At 70.4% G+C, this 15,213-nt stretch carries 13 protein-coding genes; 11 read left to right on the plus strand and 2 right to left on the minus strand.

Annotated elements, in window-relative coordinates:
• Nucleotides 1-21: 21 nt before the first annotated feature.
• Nucleotides 22-678 (minus strand): TetR/AcrR family transcriptional regulator, encoded by a 657-nt coding sequence (locus EES42_RS29830; protein WP_164495362.1) that lies wholly within the window; start codon nucleotides 676-678, stop codon nucleotides 22-24.
• Between the two features lie 88 nt (nucleotides 679-766).
• Between EES42_RS29830 and EES42_RS29835 the strand changes: the two genes are divergently transcribed.
• The 5 genes from EES42_RS29835 to cynS all read left to right on the plus strand — a co-directional run bounded on the left by EES42_RS29835 (nucleotide 767) and on the right by cynS (nucleotide 6,478).
• Nucleotides 767-2,197, plus strand: coding sequence for a purine-cytosine permease family protein (locus EES42_RS29835; protein ID WP_124721379.1), 1,431 nt, complete (start codon nucleotides 767-769; stop codon nucleotides 2,195-2,197).
• Nucleotides 2,198-2,246: 49 nt separating this feature from the next.
• Nucleotides 2,247-3,908 (plus strand): amidohydrolase, encoded by a 1,662-nt coding sequence (locus EES42_RS29840; protein ID WP_241196651.1) that lies wholly within the window; start codon nucleotides 2,247-2,249, stop codon nucleotides 3,906-3,908.
• Nucleotides 3,909-3,913: 5 nt separating this feature from the next.
• The gene (locus EES42_RS29845) at nucleotides 3,914-4,996 is read left to right on the plus strand and encodes a C45 family autoproteolytic acyltransferase/hydolase (RefSeq protein WP_241196652.1); all 1,083 of its coding nucleotides are present in this window, start codon (nucleotides 3,914-3,916) and stop codon (nucleotides 4,994-4,996) included.
• 285 nt (nucleotides 4,997-5,281) lie between these two features.
• Nucleotides 5,282-5,878 carry a carbonic anhydrase gene (locus EES42_RS29850; protein ID WP_124721382.1) on the plus strand — a complete coding sequence of 199 codons (597 nt, stop codon included), beginning with the start codon at nucleotides 5,282-5,284 and terminating at the stop codon, nucleotides 5,876-5,878.
• 129 nt (nucleotides 5,879-6,007) lie between these two features.
• A complete protein-coding gene (cynS, locus tag EES42_RS29855; RefSeq protein WP_124721383.1) occupies nucleotides 6,008-6,478 on the plus strand; it encodes a cyanase in 471 nt (156 codons plus the stop codon).
• Nucleotides 6,479-6,537: 59 nt separating this feature from the next.
• Here cynS and EES42_RS29860 read toward each other — a convergent pair whose 3' ends face one another.
• On the minus strand, nucleotides 6,538-7,485 hold the full coding sequence (locus EES42_RS29860) for a methionyl-tRNA formyltransferase (protein WP_124721384.1): 948 nt from the start codon (nucleotides 7,483-7,485) through the stop codon (nucleotides 6,538-6,540).
• 255 nt (nucleotides 7,486-7,740) lie between these two features.
• Here EES42_RS29860 and EES42_RS29865 point away from each other — a divergent pair, with 255 nt between their 5' ends.
• The 6 genes from EES42_RS29865 (at nucleotide 7,741) to EES42_RS29890 (ending at nucleotide 15,178) form a co-directional block, all read left to right on the plus strand.
• Nucleotides 7,741-9,093 (plus strand): lysine N(6)-hydroxylase/L-ornithine N(5)-oxygenase family protein, encoded by a 1,353-nt coding sequence (locus tag EES42_RS29865; RefSeq protein ID WP_124721385.1) that lies wholly within the window; start codon nucleotides 7,741-7,743, stop codon nucleotides 9,091-9,093.
• Nucleotides 9,094-9,148: 55 nt separating this feature from the next.
• Nucleotides 9,149-10,207, plus strand: a complete 1,059-nt coding sequence (locus EES42_RS29870) for a FecCD family ABC transporter permease (protein ID WP_124721386.1) — start codon at nucleotides 9,149-9,151, stop codon at nucleotides 10,205-10,207.
• Nucleotides 10,204-11,265 (plus strand): FecCD family ABC transporter permease, encoded by a 1,062-nt coding sequence (locus EES42_RS29875; RefSeq protein ID WP_124721387.1) that lies wholly within the window; start codon nucleotides 10,204-10,206, stop codon nucleotides 11,263-11,265. Before EES42_RS29870 ends, EES42_RS29875 begins: the two co-directional genes overlap by 4 nt.
• A 39-nt stretch (nucleotides 11,266-11,304) precedes the next feature.
• A complete protein-coding gene (locus EES42_RS29880) occupies nucleotides 11,305-12,147 on the plus strand; it encodes an ABC transporter ATP-binding protein (RefSeq protein ID WP_124721388.1) in 843 nt (280 codons plus the stop codon).
• A 147-nt stretch (nucleotides 12,148-12,294) separates the two neighbouring features.
• Nucleotides 12,295-13,344, plus strand: a complete 1,050-nt coding sequence (locus EES42_RS29885) for an iron-siderophore ABC transporter substrate-binding protein (protein ID WP_124721389.1) — start codon at nucleotides 12,295-12,297, stop codon at nucleotides 13,342-13,344.
• A 46-nt stretch (nucleotides 13,345-13,390) separates the two neighbouring features.
• The gene (locus tag EES42_RS29890; protein ID WP_124721390.1) at nucleotides 13,391-15,178 is read left to right on the plus strand and encodes an ABC transporter ATP-binding protein; all 1,788 of its coding nucleotides are present in this window, start codon (nucleotides 13,391-13,393) and stop codon (nucleotides 15,176-15,178) included.
• Nucleotides 15,179-15,213 lie beyond the last annotated feature (35 nt).

The raw sequence follows: 15,213 nt of genomic DNA on the forward strand, positions 1-15,213 counted from the left end.
ACGCTGTGCCGCTCGCCCGCCTCACCCGGCGGCGGTCCTGGCCGGCAGCGCGCGGGCGCGCAGTGTCCCCGGCGCCAGGCCGAGCCGGGCCTCGGCCGTCTCGATGGCCGCATCGCCGTAGTCCGGGCCCTCCTGCGGCGCGTCGTCGTTCGCGTACGCCCCCAGCCCGTCGACCGTGATGAGGATGTGCAGGGCCGCCCTGACCTCGTCGTCGGTCGTGAACTCTCCGGCCCGGACGCCCTTGCCGACCAGGGCGACCAACTCGGCGCGCGTCTGTGACTCCTGCGCGCCCACGGCCTCGCGCAGCGTGTCCTTGAACCTGCTGAGGTGCCGTGCGTTGAGCCACAGGCGGCTCAGGTCCCGGTAGTCGCCGTCCGTCAGGCGTACCAGGAAGCGCGCCAGCCGCTCCACGGGCGGCAGCTCCTCCTCGTCCGACGGCAGGAGCGACCCGCGTTCCGTCGTGGCCGCGAAGGCGAACGCCTCGCTCAGAAGATGGTCCGCGACCGGGAAGTAGTGGCTGATCAGGCCGGGGCGGACACCCAGGGCGTCGGCGACGCGGCGCAGCGTGATCCGCTCCAGTCCCTCCTCCAGTCCGATGCGGGCGGCGGTCCGCAGTATCTCCGCGCGGCGCTGCTCGGGCAGTTTCCTGGATTGCTTAGGCCGAGGTCTTGACGTCATGGAACAAAGGTTATTGGATCGGTGACCAATAAGTTGTTGGCCATGTGCCCAATAAAGGCAGCGTCGCCTGGACATCCGAGAGGCCTCGATGACGACACAACCCACCACCGCCGCAGGAGCCCTCGAAGGGCAAGGCTCCGAGCGCTCGGGGCAGCTGGAGACCCGCGGGATCGACCTGATCCCCGCCGACGAGCGCGGCGGTCGCCCACGACAGCTCTTCGCGGTCTGGGCAGCGCCGAACGTCAGCTATCTGAGCCTCGTCGTCGGCGCCACGCTGATCCTCATGGGACTCACGCTCCCGCAGGCCGTCGGCATCATCCTGGCCGGGAACCTGCTGTGGATCTGTACGGGCGTCATCGCGGCCGGCGGTCCGGCGGCCGGCACCAGTGGGTCGGTCATCTCACGCGCGTTCCACGGCGTCGTCGGCAACAAGTTCGTGCTCGTCCTGACCGGCTGGCTCATCGCCGCGGCCTACCTCGCCCTGAACTGGTCGGCCGCCTCGGTCGCGGGCATCGGACTGGCCACCCGGATGGGCCTGCCGGACAACGCGGCCGTCCACGCGACCGTCATCGTCCTGATCGCCGCTGCGACGCTGCTGATCGCCATCTACGGATACGCGACGATCGTCCGCCTCTACACCGCGCTCAGCGTCCTGCTGACCGTCGTGTTCGTCGTGGTCACGGGATATGTGCTCGCCGGGACCGACTGGTCCTACGCCCCGGCGGAGCCCCTCAAGGGCGGTGCGCTGGCCGCCGCGATCGGCGTCGGCTTCGCCATCATCGCCTCCACTCCGCTCTCGTACAGCAACAGCCCCGACCTGGCCCGCTACCTGCCGCGCGACAGCAGCCCGTTCGCCGTCGCCGGCTGGACGGCGCTGGGCGCGTACGTGCCCAGCGTCCTGTTCACCACGGTCGGAGCCCTCGCCGCCACCACGCTCGACATGACCGACCCGCAGGCCGCGCTGGAGGGCATTCTGCCGGGCTGGTTCGTCCCCGTCTTCGTCATCGCGGTGGTCGTCAACACCATGGCGAACAACGGAATGACGGCCTACAGCGCAAGCCTGTCGATCCAGTCGGTCGGTGTCCGCCTCGCACGTATCCCCGCCGTCCTGACCATCGGCGTCCTCGGCACGGCCATGACGCTGTACGCGATCCTCGTCTGGGACTTCCTGACCAGCGTCAACACCATGCTCCAGCTCGTGGTCGTCGTGACCGGCCCGGCCATGGCGGTGGCCGTGACCGACCTCGTCATGCGGCGCAACCGCTACAACGGGGCGGACCTGATCGGAGAGGAACGCGGCGGGCCGTTCTGGTACCACCGCGGTGTCCACTGGTCCGGCATCCTCGCGCTGGTCAGCGGCGGCGTCGCCGCCCTGATGTGGGTGAACACCACCTTCTGGACCGCCCCGCTCGCGCGGGTCATGGGCGATGTCGATCTGTCGATCCCGGCCGGCATGGTGGTCGCCGCCGTCGTCTACTGGGCCGCCGCCCGCACCCTGCGGACCGTTCCCCGCCCCTGACGGTCCCCGCCGCCCGCCCCCACGCAACAGCACCACCGGAAGGAAACCCGTGTACGCCGATGTCATCGTGACGGCCGACCACGTAGAGACACTCGCCGAGGAGTCTCCCGCCCCGCAGACCGACGAGGCTCTCGACCCGCGGGCGACCGCGATCGCGATCGCGATCCGCGACGGCCGCATCCTCGCGATCGGCACCGCCCCGGACCTCGAACCGATGCGCGGCCCCGGCACGGTCGTCCACGCGTTCCCGGGCGCCACGATCCTGCCGGGCCTCACCGACGTCCACGCCCATCCGGTGTGGGGGTCGATCGAGATCGGCAGCGGCGTGGACCTCTCCGGTGCCTCGACGCTCGACCAGGTGTTCAGCCGCCTGGCCGACGCCGCACAGGGACGGCCGGCGGACGGCTGGATCACCGGCTTCGACCTCGATGTCAACGTCTTCGACGGCGACCCCACCGGAACCGTGCTCGCCGGCCCGTTCCCCGGCCGGCCGGTCTCGCTGATGACGCGGGACGCGCACGCGCTCGTCGTGAGCCCCCGGGCGGTCGAACTCATCGGTCTCACCGGCCGCGAGACGTTCACCGACGCCTCGTCCGTCGAGGTCGGACCCGACGGCCGCCCGACCGGCTACGTGGTCGAACTCCAGGCCATGGACCTGGTGTTCGCCAACTATCCCGAGGTGCCGGTGGACACCGCCGCCGGGTACGTGCGCCACCAGCTCGACACCCTCGCGCGCGGCGGGCTGACCGGACTGCACGCGCTCGACTTCACCGACCCCTCCGAATCCGTGTACCGGCACATCGAGGAACACGGGGAACTGCCGCTGCGCATCCGCTGCTCCCCGCTGGTGCCGGCCGACTCGGCCCCCGAGGTGTGGCAGGACATCGCCGACCAGCAGGGCCGGCGCGGGCGGCGCTGGCACGTTGAGGGCGCGAAGTTCATGCTCGACGGCACGGCGGACAACGGCACGGCGTGGTTCGACCGGCCGGACATCCACGGCGAGAACCGCGAGCCGCTCTGGCGCGACCTCGACGCCTACCGGGCCGCCATGCGGTTCTTCACCGAACGCGGCATCCCGACCGCGACCCACGCCATCGGCGACCAGGCCGTCCGGTACGCACTCGACGTCATCGAGGAGGTCGGGCCGGCCGGCCGCGCCCCCCACCGCATCGAACACATCGAGTCCGTCCCCGACGACCTCCTCGGACGGTTCGCCGAACTCGACGTCGTGGCAAGCCTCCAGCCCGTGCACGGCACCCGGCACACCCGGGCCGATGCCACGGACAACTGGTCGCGGCGGATCGGCCCCGACCGCGTCGCCCACGGCTGGCGCACCCGCGACCTGCTGGACCACGGTGCCGTCGTGGCACTCGGCTCGGACTGGCCCATCGGCCCCGGCGATCCGCGCATCGGCCTCGCCGACTGCCAGCTGCGACGCCCGGTCGAGGAACCGGACACCGCACCCGTCCAGCCCGGCCAGGCGATCACCGCCCGGGAGGCCTACACCGGCATGACCGCGGCGGCCGCGCACGCCGCCGGAGCCTCGCACGAACTCGGCCGGATCGTGCCGGGCCACCTCGCCGATCTCACGGTCTTCGCCGCGAACCCGCTCGACCTCACCCCCGACGCACAGCCCGGCAACCCCGTCCTCGCGACGGTGGTCGGTGGCGCGGTGCAGCTCCACCTGAACAGCACAGAAGGAAACCGGTGACCCTCATGTCCATACCGCGCCCCGAACACCGCCCGCACATCAAGGCCGCCGCCACCGACCCGTACGAGCGCGGCGTCGCCCGTGGCGAGCAGCTCCGCGAAGGCATCCCCGCCGCGATCGAGGTGTACGACCGGCTCTTCGCGCTCGGCGGCATCACCGCCGCACAGGTACGGGAGGACGCCGAGCGCGCCCTCGACGCGATCGGCGGCTTCCGGCCCGCGGCCCGTACCGAGATCTCGGGCATGGCCCGGGGCGCCGGGACCGAGGAGTGGCGCGTTGCCGCCCTCAACGCCCGGACCGAGATCCTGGCCCGCAGCGTCGCCGTGCCGCCGGGGGAGTGCACCACGATCGTGCGCCGTGACGGCGCCTCGGGCACGTTCGGCGTCCAGACATGGGACTGGCACGTCGAGCTCAACGGCATGTGGCACACGCTGGAGTCGCGCGGCGGCACCCATGACTTCGTCGGCCTCACCGAGAACGGCATACTCGGCAAGATCGGCGTCAACAGCGCCGGTCTCGCCCTGCACTTCAACATCCTCGGCCATGTCGACGACGGCATCGGCGGCATCCCCGTCCATGTCCTCGCGGCGATCGTCCTCGAAGAGGCGGGCAGCGTCGCCGAGGCCGTCGAGATCATCCGCGGCGCGCCCCTCGCCTCGTCCGGATCGTTCGCGCTCTTCGACGAGAGGGACGCCGTGCTGCTCGACATGAGCCCCGTCGGCATCTTCGAGATGCGCCCCGAGAACGGCACGCTGCTGCGCACGAACCACTTCCTGACGCCGACGCCGGCCACCGGCGAGAAGACCTGGCTCTACCAGCCCGATTCGGGCGAGCGCTACGACTTCGTCCACGACCGCCTCGCCCGCAGGCAGCCGCCGACCACGGCCGACGAGCTCGCGGACTTCCTCGTCACCGGGGCGGGCGAGCCCCCGGTGACCTGCCTGCCCGACCCGGACCTGCCGCTCGGTCAGCGCTGGGCCAGCCTCGCGACCGTCACCCTCGAACCCGCGACACGCACCGCCAGGATCCTCGACGGCACGCCCGCCGACATCGGCGTACGCGACTGGCGGGTCCTCACCGTCGGCTGATCCCGGCGCCGCGCCCACGGGCGCGGACGACGAGCGGACCGGCCGGGTCATGAGGACCCGGCCGGTCCGCTCGCGTCGCCGTCGCCGCGCAGCACAGACGGGCCGGACACCACGGGCCGGGCACACACGGGGCAGGACACATGCGCGGCAGGGCACCGTAGGCAACGCACCATAGATGTCATCGATGAATGGTATCGATATCGAGTCTTGGACTCTATAGAGCCTGGTCGTGCATGGTGGAACACGTCAGTCCAACGGGGCCGGCAGCCACCGAAAGGAGTGACCATGTACGACCTCGCCGAAGGTGTCGGGATTTTCCAGCGCGATGTCTTCCCGGCAAAGGCGGAGCTCTTCGCCCACCTGGCCGACAGCCACCGGCCGTCGACGCTGTTCATCAGCTGTTCGGACGCCCGCGTGGTCCCGGAGCTGATCACCAGCAGCGAGCCGGGCGAGCTGTTCGTCGTCCGCACCGCCGGAAACCTCGTCCCCGCCTACACCCCCGCACCGGACGGCATCGCGGCCAGCATCGAGTACGCCGTTGCCGTCCTCGGCGTGAAGGAGATCGTGGTGTGCGGGCACTCGGCCTGTGGCGCGATGACCGCACTGGCCGCGCACCACGACCTGTCCGGCGCACCCGCGATCGCCCACTGGCTGCGCCACGCCGACGCCTCGGTCGCCCGCATCGCCGCCGACGACCGGGGCGTGGCGGCGCTGGTGCGCGAGAACGTGCGTGCCCAGCTCGCGAACCTGGCGACCCACCCCTCGGTGGCCCGGGCGAGCGCCGCGAACGCGGTCACACTGCGCGGCTGGGTGTACGACATTCCCACCGGAACCGTCGAGGAACTCGACACCACCGGCAGGGCCGCCGCCCTCGCGGCCTGACCACCACCACAACACCCCCCACCACCACAACACCCCCCACCACACAACACCCCCCACCACACAACACCCCCCACCACCATGACCTCCCGGCCGCTTCCCGGGGCCGGTGCACCGAAAGGAATCCCTCTCATGACGCACGCCCAGTTCGACCCCACCGCCCGCCAGCTGCTCGCCGCCGCCGCCGTCGAGGCCAAGACCCGCAAGGACCTGTCGTGGCAGCAGATCGCGGACGCCGCCGAGCTGTCGGTCGCGTTCGTCACTGCCGCGGTCCTCGGCCAGCACGCTCTCCCGGCGGCCTCCGCCGACGCCGTCGCCGAGCTTCTCGGCCTGGACGAGGACGCGGCGATGCTCCTGCGGACCATCCCCACCCGCGGCTCGATCCCCGGCGGCATCCCCACCGACCCGACCATCTACCGCTTCTACGAGATGCTCCAGGTCTACGGCACCACCCTCAAGGCCCTGGTCCACGAGCAGTTCGGCGACGGCATCATCTCCGCGATCAACTTCAAGCTGGACGTCAAGAAGGTCGCCGACCCCGAGGGCGGCGAGCGCGCGGTCATCACCATGGACGGCAAGTACCTGCCGACCAAGCCCTTCTGACATTGCGTCAGTAATGCATCGAGCGGGCCGGCGGAGACCACTCCGTCGGCCCGTCCGTGTCAGGGCCGGTTTGTGAGGTAGCCGCCCATGGAGGTGAAGTACTCCGTCGCGGGCAGCTCCCGGCCGTCCTCGGTCCGTACCCGGGTGATGGCCAGGCCGTGGTTGCGGCCGGTGCGGGCGTCGGCTCCGGCGACGATCACCACGCCCTCGCCCTCGCGGTAGAAGATCCGGCCGGGCGTACCGCCGTAACGGCCCTGGGACACCACCGAGGCGAGGACTTCGAGCCGCTTGCCGCGGTGGAAGGTGAAGGCGCTGGGGTACGGCTCCGACTGGGCGCGGACCAGGCGTTCGAGGTCCTCGGCCGGCCAGCTCCAGTCCATGCGGATGTCCTCGGCAGACCGCTTGTGGAAGAAGCTGGCCAGGGAGCGGTCCTGCTTGGTGAACTCGCTCTGCCCGGAGGCGATCAGGCCGAGTGCGCCGATGGTGACCGGGGCGATGAGGTCGACGGTCTTGTGGAAGAGGTCCGTGGCGGTGTCCGTCGGTCCGACCGGAACCGCCTCCTGCCGGACGATGTCGCCGGCGTCGAGGTCGTCGTCCATCATGTGCGCGGTGACGCCCACTTCGGACTCGCCGTTGATCAGGGCCCAGATCAGCGGGGAGAATCCGGCGTACTTCGGCAGCAGTGAGTCGTGGACGTTCAGCGTGCCGTGGCGCGGGAGGCCGAAGATGTGCGGCGGGATCCAGGTGCGCCAGTTGTTGGCGACGATGATGTCCGGATCGGCCTCCTTGAGGCGCTCGAACAGCTCGTCGTCGTCGGGGCGGTTGCGTATCAGCACCGGGACGCCGTGCTCCTCGGCGAGGTCGGCCACCGAGTCGCTCCAGATCTTCTCGTACGCATGCTCGCTCTTGGGGTGCGTCACGACCAGTTCCACACTGTGCTCGGAGTCCAGGAGGGCTTGCAGGGTGCGGTGCCCCCAGGTCTGGTAACCGAACATGACGACCCGCATGGGGTTCCTCCTCAGAGCAGGGATAGACCGGCAGCAAGTAAAGCAAGGCTTACCTTAGTTTGCAACAGGGCTATTTCGGGCCTTGGTTGACGATGCGTCAGGCGGTCGGGCGCACTCCGTGACGGGGCGCCTATCGACAACGTCGCGTGATTAGCTTAGGCTCACCTAAGTTTGGTCGGGTGGCCTGCTCGGCATGCCCGCCTCTCGTATCTTTCCTACGCCTGACAGGCGGATTTCCCGCACGATGGGAGTGACATGTCACCGGTTCTTCCTGGCGACGCACCACTGGTCCATGACCTGATCGGAATCGGCTTCGGCCCCTCCAATGTGGCCATGGCGATCGCGCTGAGCGAGCACAACACCCGCGTCGGCAGGCAGGAGTCCGTCACCGCCCACTTCTTCGAGCAGCAGCAGAGCTTCGGCTGGCACCGCGGCATGCTGATCGACGACGCCACCATGCAGGTGTCCTTCCTCAAGGACCTGGTGACGCTCCGGAACCCGTCCAGCGAGTACAGCTTCCTCTGCTATCTGCAGAGCAAGGGCCGGCTGATCGACTTCATCAACCACAAGAACCTCTTCCCGCTGCGGGTCGAGTTCCACGACTACTTCGAGTGGGCCGCGGCCAAGGTCGACGACATGGTCTCCTACGGTCACGAGGTCGTCTCCGTCACACCTTTCGTCCACGACGGCGTCGTGGAGTACCTGGACGTGACCGTCCGCTCGGCGGAGGGCCTCTCGGTCCACCGGGCCCGCAACCTCGTCATCGGAACGGGGCTGCGCCCGCTGATGCCGGAGGGTGTGGAGCGGGGCGAGCGGGTCTGGCACAACTCCGATCTGCTGCGGAAGGTCGACGCGCTGGAAGGCACCTCGCCCTCACGGTTCGTCGTCGTGGGCGCCGGCCAGAGCGCCGCCGAGAACGTCGCCTACCTGCACCGCCGCTTCCCCGAGGCCGAGGTCTGCGCGGTCTTCTCCCGCTACGGCTACAGCCCCGCCGACGACAGCAGCTTCGCCAACCGGATCTTCGACCCGGGTGCGGTCGACGACTACTTCGCCGCGCCCGAGAGCGTGAAGAACCGGCTGATGGCCTACCACGGCAACACCAACTACTCCGTGGTGGACATCGACCTGATCGACGATCTGTACCGGCAGATGTACCAGGAGAAGGTCCTCGGCACCGAACGGCTGCGCTTCATCAACGTCTCCCGGGTCACCGGGGTCCAGGAGACGCCCGACGGCGTCCGTACCGCGGTGAACTCCCTCGTCACGGGCGAGGAGACGCTCCTGGACGCCGATGTCGTGGTGTTCGCCACCGGCTACAGCCCCGCCGATCCGCTCGGCCTGCTCGGCGAGGTCGCCGACCGCTGCCTGCGCGACGACGCGGGCCGGGTACGCGTCGAGCGCGACTACCGGATAGCGACCGACCCCGGACTGCGCTGCGGGATCTACCTCCAGGGCGGCACCGAGCACACCCACGGCATCACCACGTCCCTCCTGTCCAACACCGCGATACGGGTGGGTGAGATCCTCGACTCGCTCCTCGACCGGGGAGTCAAGTCCGCCTCCGACGAGGCCCGGCCGGTCGCCGACGGTACCGGTACGCACGCGTGAGGTCCGGGGCTGGCCGTGCCGCCCCGGCGGACCATGAGGGATGACGAACGTCGACATGCGCACGATTGCAGTTGAGCGCCCCGCACCCGGGGGTACGACGGAGGCCCGTCGGCGGCGGGTCCTGGGTCTGGGCGCGCTCTTGGCCGTCCTGGTGATCGCGGCGGCGGTGTCGCTGGCCGTCGGCGCGCGTGCGCTGAGCCCCGCCGAGGTCTGGCACGGGCTGTTCACGGCGCCCGAGGCCGACCGGCGGCTCACCGAGATCAGGCTCATCGTGCACACCGTCCGGGTGCCCCGGACGGTGCTGTCGATCGTGGCGGGCCTCGCCCTGGGGGTCGGCGGAGCGCTGATCCAGGGGTACACCCGCAACCCCATAGCCGACACCGGCCTGTTGGGGGTCAACGCCGGCGCCTCGTTCGCCGTGGTGTCGGTGATCGCGGTGTTCGGGTTCGCCGACCCGTTCCAGTACGTCTGGTTCGCCTTCCTCGGAGCGGCGGTCGCCGGTGTCGTCGTCTTCGGCCTGGCGAGCATCGGCCGGGGCGCGGGCAACCCGCTGACGCTCGCCCTGGCCGGGCAGGGGCTCACGGTCTTCCTCGCGGCGATGACCACCGCGGTCGCGCTCTCCGACCAGAAGTCGCTGAACGCGCTGCGGTTGTGGAACTCGGGCTCCGTGGCCGGTGTCGGATTCGACGTCATCCGGCCGGTCACCGCGTTCATCGCGGTCGGACTGGTGCTGGCCCTGATCACCCTGCCCGCCCTCAACCTGCTCAACCTGGGCGACGACGTGGCACGGGGGCTGGGCGTGAACATCGCGCTGAGCCGGACCATCGGCATCGTCGCCATCACCCTGCTGGCGGGCGCGGCCACGGCGGCGTGCGGCCCCATCGCGTTCCTCGGCCTCATGGTGGCCCACGTGGCCCGCTACCTGACCGGCCCGGACTACCGCTGGCTGGTGCCGTACGCGGGGCTGCTCGGCTCCGTCGTCCTGCTGGTCTGCGACATCGCGGGCCGACTGGTGGTGCGGCCGGGCGAGTTGGACGCGGGTGTCGTGGTCGCGCTCCTCGGCGCCCCGTTCTTCGCGGTTCTCGTGTGGCGAGGAAAGTTCAAGAGCGCATGAACGGGACGGACATGAACCCATCGGTGGCGCCGGGCGTACGGCTCGGCCATGTGTCGTTCGTATGGCGGCCCTGGCTCGTCCTGGTCACCCTGCTGCTGGCGGCGGCGGCCTTCCTGATCTTCTGTGTCTCCATCGGCGTCGGGGACTTCTCCATCGGGCTGCCCCGGGTGATCGCCACCATCCTCGGCCGGGGCGAACAGGTCGACGAGTTCGTGATCATGGACTTGCGGATGCCGCGCGCCCTGGCCGGTCTGGTCGTGGGGTTCGCGCTGGGGATGTCCGGGGCGATCACCCAGTCCGTCGCACGCAATCCGCTCGCCAGCCCGGACATCCTGGGCATCACCGGGGGAGCCGGCGCGGTCGCGGTCCTCCTGGTGACGGCGTCGGGCGGCACCGCGGCGGCGGTCGTCGGCTCGGTGGGCCTGCCCGCGGCGGCGCTCGCGGGCGGTCTCGGCACCGGTCTGCTGGTGTACTTCCTGGCCTGGCGGCGCGGGATCGACGGCTTCCGGCTCATCCTCATCGGCATCTCGGTGAGCGCCGTGATGGAGGCGATCACGACCTGGCTGCTGGTCTCCGCCGACATCAGGGACGTGGCCAGGGCCCAGTCGTGGCTGGTCGGTTCGCTGGACGGCCGGTCGTGGGACGAGGTCCGGGTGGCGTTCTGGGGCACGCTCGTCCTCGTCGTCCTCGTGGCCGCCGTCGCCTTCCAGTTCAAGCCGATGCACCTCGGCGACGAGGTCGCCGCCGGCCTCGGCGTCCGGTACTCCGGGGTGCGGGCCGTCCTGCTGCTGTGCGCGGTCCTGCTGGCCGCCCTGGCGGTGAGCGCGGCCGGCCCGGTCCCGTTCGTCGCCCTGGTGGCGCCGCAGGTGGCGATGCGTCTGGCGAGGTTCCCGACGCCGCCGATGGTGGCCTCCGGTCTGGTCGGCGCGGTGCTGCTGATCGGCTCGGACCTGGTCGCGCGCACGGCGCTGCCGATCACCCTCCCGGTCGGCGTGGTCACCGCCGCGATCGGCGGGCCCTTCCTCATCTACCTGCTGGTGCGGGCAAACCTCAGGTAGGCGGTATGAATGCAGAACAGATCTATACAAGGGGGGCTCGTGGCCGCTCAGTTCACCACCGGGACCGACGCCGGGGTCAAGGACGTCCCGCGGCTGGCGGCCAGGGGCGTCACGGTCGGATACGGCGGCCGGACGGTCATCGACGACCTCGACGTGGTGATACCCCCGGGGGTGATCACCACGATCATCGGTCCCAACGGCTGTGGGAAGTCCACCCTGTTGCGCACCCTGACCCGGCTGCTCAAGCCGTCCTCGGGAACGGTCGTGCTGGACGGCGAGGACATCGGCAGCCTCCGGACCAGGGACGTGGCGAAGAAACTGGGTCTGCTCCCGCAGGCGCCGGTCGCGCCGGAGGGGCTGACCGTGGCCGACCTGGTCGCCAGGGGACGCCACCCGCACCAGAGCTGGCTGCGGCAGTGGTCCTCGGACGACGCCGGCGTGGTGGAACGCGCACTGGCCATGACCGGGGTGTCCGAACTGGCCGACCGTCCGGTCGACTCGCTCTCCGGCGGACAGCGCCAACGCGTCTGGATCTCCATGACCCTGGCCCAGGGCACCGATCTGCTGCTGCTGGACGAGCCGACCACGTATCTGGACCTCGCGCACGCGATAGACGTGCTCGACCTGGTCGACGATCTGCACGAGTCCGGGTGCACGGTGGTCATGGTGCTGCACGACCTCAATCTGGCGACGCGTTACAGCGACAACCTGATCGTGATGCGGGCCGGCTCCATCCTGGCGCAGGGGCACCCGCGCGATGTGATCACCGCCGAGTTGCTGCACGAGGCGTTCGGGCTGCAGGCCACGGTCATCGACGACCCGGTGGGCGACCGGCCGCTCATCGTGCCGATCGGGCGTACGCACGTCCGGCTCGCCCCGTAGAACGCGGCGTTCCGGGGGCTCGGCCCAAGTGATGCCCGGCGGGGGAAAGTTCAAAAGTTAGGCTAGGCTGACCTCACTTGAGCAGGGTAAGGTTTGGCTGCCCTTACATTGAGGTGCAGTGGACTGCGTGAAAGCAAGGGATTCCGGATGCTTCTCCATCGAACGACGCGAGTGAAGCCCTGGCGGCGGGTGGCGGCGATACTGTCCGCCGCGACTCTCGGCGTCGGCCTCCTCGCGGGGTGCGGTTCCGATTCGGCGGACAAGAAGAACGAGGACGCTCCGGCCGCCTCCTCCGGCGCGTTCCCGGTCACCGTTGAACACGCATTCGGATCCACGGAGATCACCAAGGCCCCCAAGCGCGTCGTCTCCGTGGGCTACACGGACGACCAGGCCATCCTGGCCCTCGGGATCAAGCCGGTCGGCATGGTGGACCAGTACCCGAACCCGGCGGGCAAGTCCCCCGACATCAACACCCAGTGGCCCTGGGTCAAGGACAAGTGGGGCGACACCCGCCCCGAGGTCATCATGAACAACGGTGACTCGGGCCCCAATTACGAGAAGATCGCCTCGCTGCGGCCGGACCTGATCATCGCGGTCTACTCCGAGATCGACAAGGCCGCCTACGAGAAGCTCTCCAAGATCGCTCCGACGGTGGGCCGCACCAAGGGCGAGAAGGAGCCCTTCAGCGCGCCGTGGCAGGACAACGCGGTGCACATCGCCAAGGCGCTGGGCAAGGAGGCCGAGGGCGCCGAGCTGGTGCAGGGCATCCAGGACAAGCTCGGCGCGGCCGCGAAGGCGCACCCGGAGTTCGCGAAGCAGACCGCCGTGGCGCTGTCCTGGTACAAGGACTCCGTCGCGCCGTTCACCTCCACCGACGTGCGCGGCCGGCTGGTGACGGGCACCGGCTTCAAGTACCAGACCGAGATCGACTCGGTCGCGGACGGCAAGTTCTTCACCGTGCTGTCCCCCGAGCGCATCGACCTGGTCGACGTCGACCGCATCGTCGTCATCAACGACAAGGCGGACACGGACGCGCTGAAGAAGTTCGAGCTGTTCAACAACCTGCCCGCCGTCAAGAACGGCAAGGTCTCGTACCTGCTGGACAGCGAGGGCCCGGCGGTCGGTGCCGCCATGTCCCAGGGAACCCTGCTCTCCCTGCCGTACGCGATCGACGAGCTCGTCGAGTCGGTCAAGTAGCAATGCCGACCGGACTGCCCCGTCCCCGGAGAGATTTGGTCTTCGTGTGAGTGCCACAGACGCCCCCGTCGCCCCCGCAACCCTGCGCACGGCGACCGGGGGCGAGGCCACCGCGTGGGTCGTGGCGCACTGCCGCCGCGCCCCGTGGCTGACAGCCTCCACCGTGCTCACCACGGTGGCCGGGGCGGCGCTCCAGGTGCTTCCCGTGCTCCTGCTGGGCCAGGTGGTCGACGGGGTCGTCGAGGGCGAATCGCGCTCCGTGCTGGTCACGGTCGGGGTGCTGATGGGGGCCGCCGCGCTGCTCGGCGCGGTGGCCACCGCGCTTTCGACGTATCTGATCGGGCGGCTGGGCGCGGATCTGCTCGCCCGGCTGCGGGAGGGCGCCGTCCGTGCGGTGCTCGGGATGCCGAGCGCACGTGTCGAACAGGTCGGCCGGGGCGATGTGCTGTCCCGGGTCGGTGACGACGTGGCCGTGCTGTCCAGAGGCATCAGGGCGGCCGTCCCCACCGTCTTCTCGGCGGGCGTGCTGGTCGTCATCGCCACGGTCGGCATGTTCGGACTGGACTGGCGGCTCGGCCTGGCCGGCGCCGGCGCACTGCCCGCGTACGCGCTGGCCCTGCGGTGGTACCTGCCCCGCTCCGCACCGCTCTACCGCAAGCAGCGGGCGGCCCAGGCCGACCGTGCGCAGGCGCTGATCAGCGGTCTCAACGGGATCGACACCGTACGGGCGTACCGCCTGGAGGGCGCCGTCCGCGAGAAGGTCACCGAGGAGTCGTGGCGGGTGCGCGATCTCGGCGTCGAGGTGTTCCGGTTCTTCGGGCGGTTCGTCGGCCGGGAGAACCGCGCCGAGTTCATCGGACTGGTCCTCATCATCGTGGTGGGATACGCCCTGCTGGAGGCCGACGCCGCCAGTCTGGGCGAGGTGTCCGCGGCCCCGCTGATGTTCCACCGGCTGTTCACCCCGCTGGGCGCCATCATGTTCACCTTCGACGAGGCACAGAAGTCGGGCGCGAGCCTCACCCGCCTGGTCGGGGTGCTGGGGGAGCCCGCGGAGGACCGGCTGGTGGGCGACGTGTCCGTCGCGCAGGCGGACCCCGGGGCGTATCCGGTGACGGTGGAGGGACTGACCTTCAGCTATCCGGGCAGCGACGAACCGGTCCTGCGGGAGGTGAACCTGTCCATCCCGGCCGGGGGTTCACTCGCCCTGGTGGGCGCGACGGGCGCGGGCAAGTCGACCCTGGCCGCCCTCGTCGCCGGCACGGGCACGCCGCAGACCGGGTCGGTGCGCATCGGATCGCAGGACCTCGCCGGTCTGGACGAGGCCGGGGCGCGGGCCCTGGTGAGCATCCTGACGCAGGAGACCCACGTCTTCTCCGGTCCGCTCGCCGAGGACCTGCGGCTCGCCGCGCCCGGCGCGAGCGACGAGCGGCTGCTGGACGCCCTGCGCACGGTCGGCGCCGGCGAGTGGGTGGAACTGCTGCCCGACGGGCTGAACACCATGGTCGGCGAGGGCGGCGAGCGCCTCGATGTCACCAAGGTCGCCCAGATCGCCCTGGCCCGGCTGGTGTTGGGCCGTGCCCCGGTGGTGGTGCTCGACGAGTCGACCGCGGAGGCGGGCAGCGAGGGCGCCGCCGAACTCGAACGGGCCGTGCTGGCCGCCTGCTCGGGCCGGACCACGCTGTTCGTGGCACACCGGCTGACCCAGGCGATGGCGGCGGACCGGATCGCCGTGCTGTCCGAGGGACGGGTGGTGGAGGAGGGAACGCACGGGGAACTGGTGGCTCTGGGCGGCCAGTACGCACGCCTGTGGCGCGCCTGGCGCGAGGGCAGTTAGGCAAGCCTGAATTCAGGTCGGGCCAACTTTCGTAC

This window comes from Streptomyces sp. ADI95-17 (assembly GCF_003846175.1).
Classification (GTDB): Bacteria; Actinomycetota; Actinomycetes; order Streptomycetales; family Streptomycetaceae; genus Streptomyces; species Streptomyces sanglieri.

Bases quoted from the DNA above. Each gene is read 5' to 3' on its own strand.
- EES42_RS29870 (WP_124721386.1), top strand. From the start codon at position 9,149: ATGCGCACGATTGCAGTTGAGCGCCCCGCACCCGGGGGTACGACGGAG.
- cynS (WP_124721383.1), top strand. From the start codon at position 6,008: ATGACGCACGCCCAGTTCGACCCCACCGCCCGCCAGCTGCTCGCCGCC.
- EES42_RS29850 (WP_124721382.1), top strand. From the start codon at position 5,282: ATGTACGACCTCGCCGAAGGTGTCGGGATTTTCCAGCGCGATGTCTTC.
- EES42_RS29885 (WP_124721389.1), top strand. From the start codon at position 12,295: ATGCTTCTCCATCGAACGACGCGAGTGAAGCCCTGGCGGCGGGTGGCG.
- EES42_RS29865 (WP_124721385.1), top strand. From the start codon at position 7,741: ATGTCACCGGTTCTTCCTGGCGACGCACCACTGGTCCATGACCTGATC.
- EES42_RS29830 (WP_164495362.1), bottom strand. From the start codon at position 678: ATGACGTCAAGACCTCGGCCTAAGCAATCCAGGAAACTGCCCGAGCAG.
- EES42_RS29845 (WP_241196652.1), top strand. From the start codon at position 3,914: ATGTCCATACCGCGCCCCGAACACCGCCCGCACATCAAGGCCGCCGCC.
- EES42_RS29875 (WP_124721387.1), top strand. From the start codon at position 10,204: ATGAACGGGACGGACATGAACCCATCGGTGGCGCCGGGCGTACGGCTC.
- EES42_RS29860 (WP_124721384.1), bottom strand. From the start codon at position 7,485: ATGCGGGTCGTCATGTTCGGTTACCAGACCTGGGGGCACCGCACCCTG.
- EES42_RS29835 (WP_124721379.1), top strand. From the start codon at position 767: ATGACGACACAACCCACCACCGCCGCAGGAGCCCTCGAAGGGCAAGGC.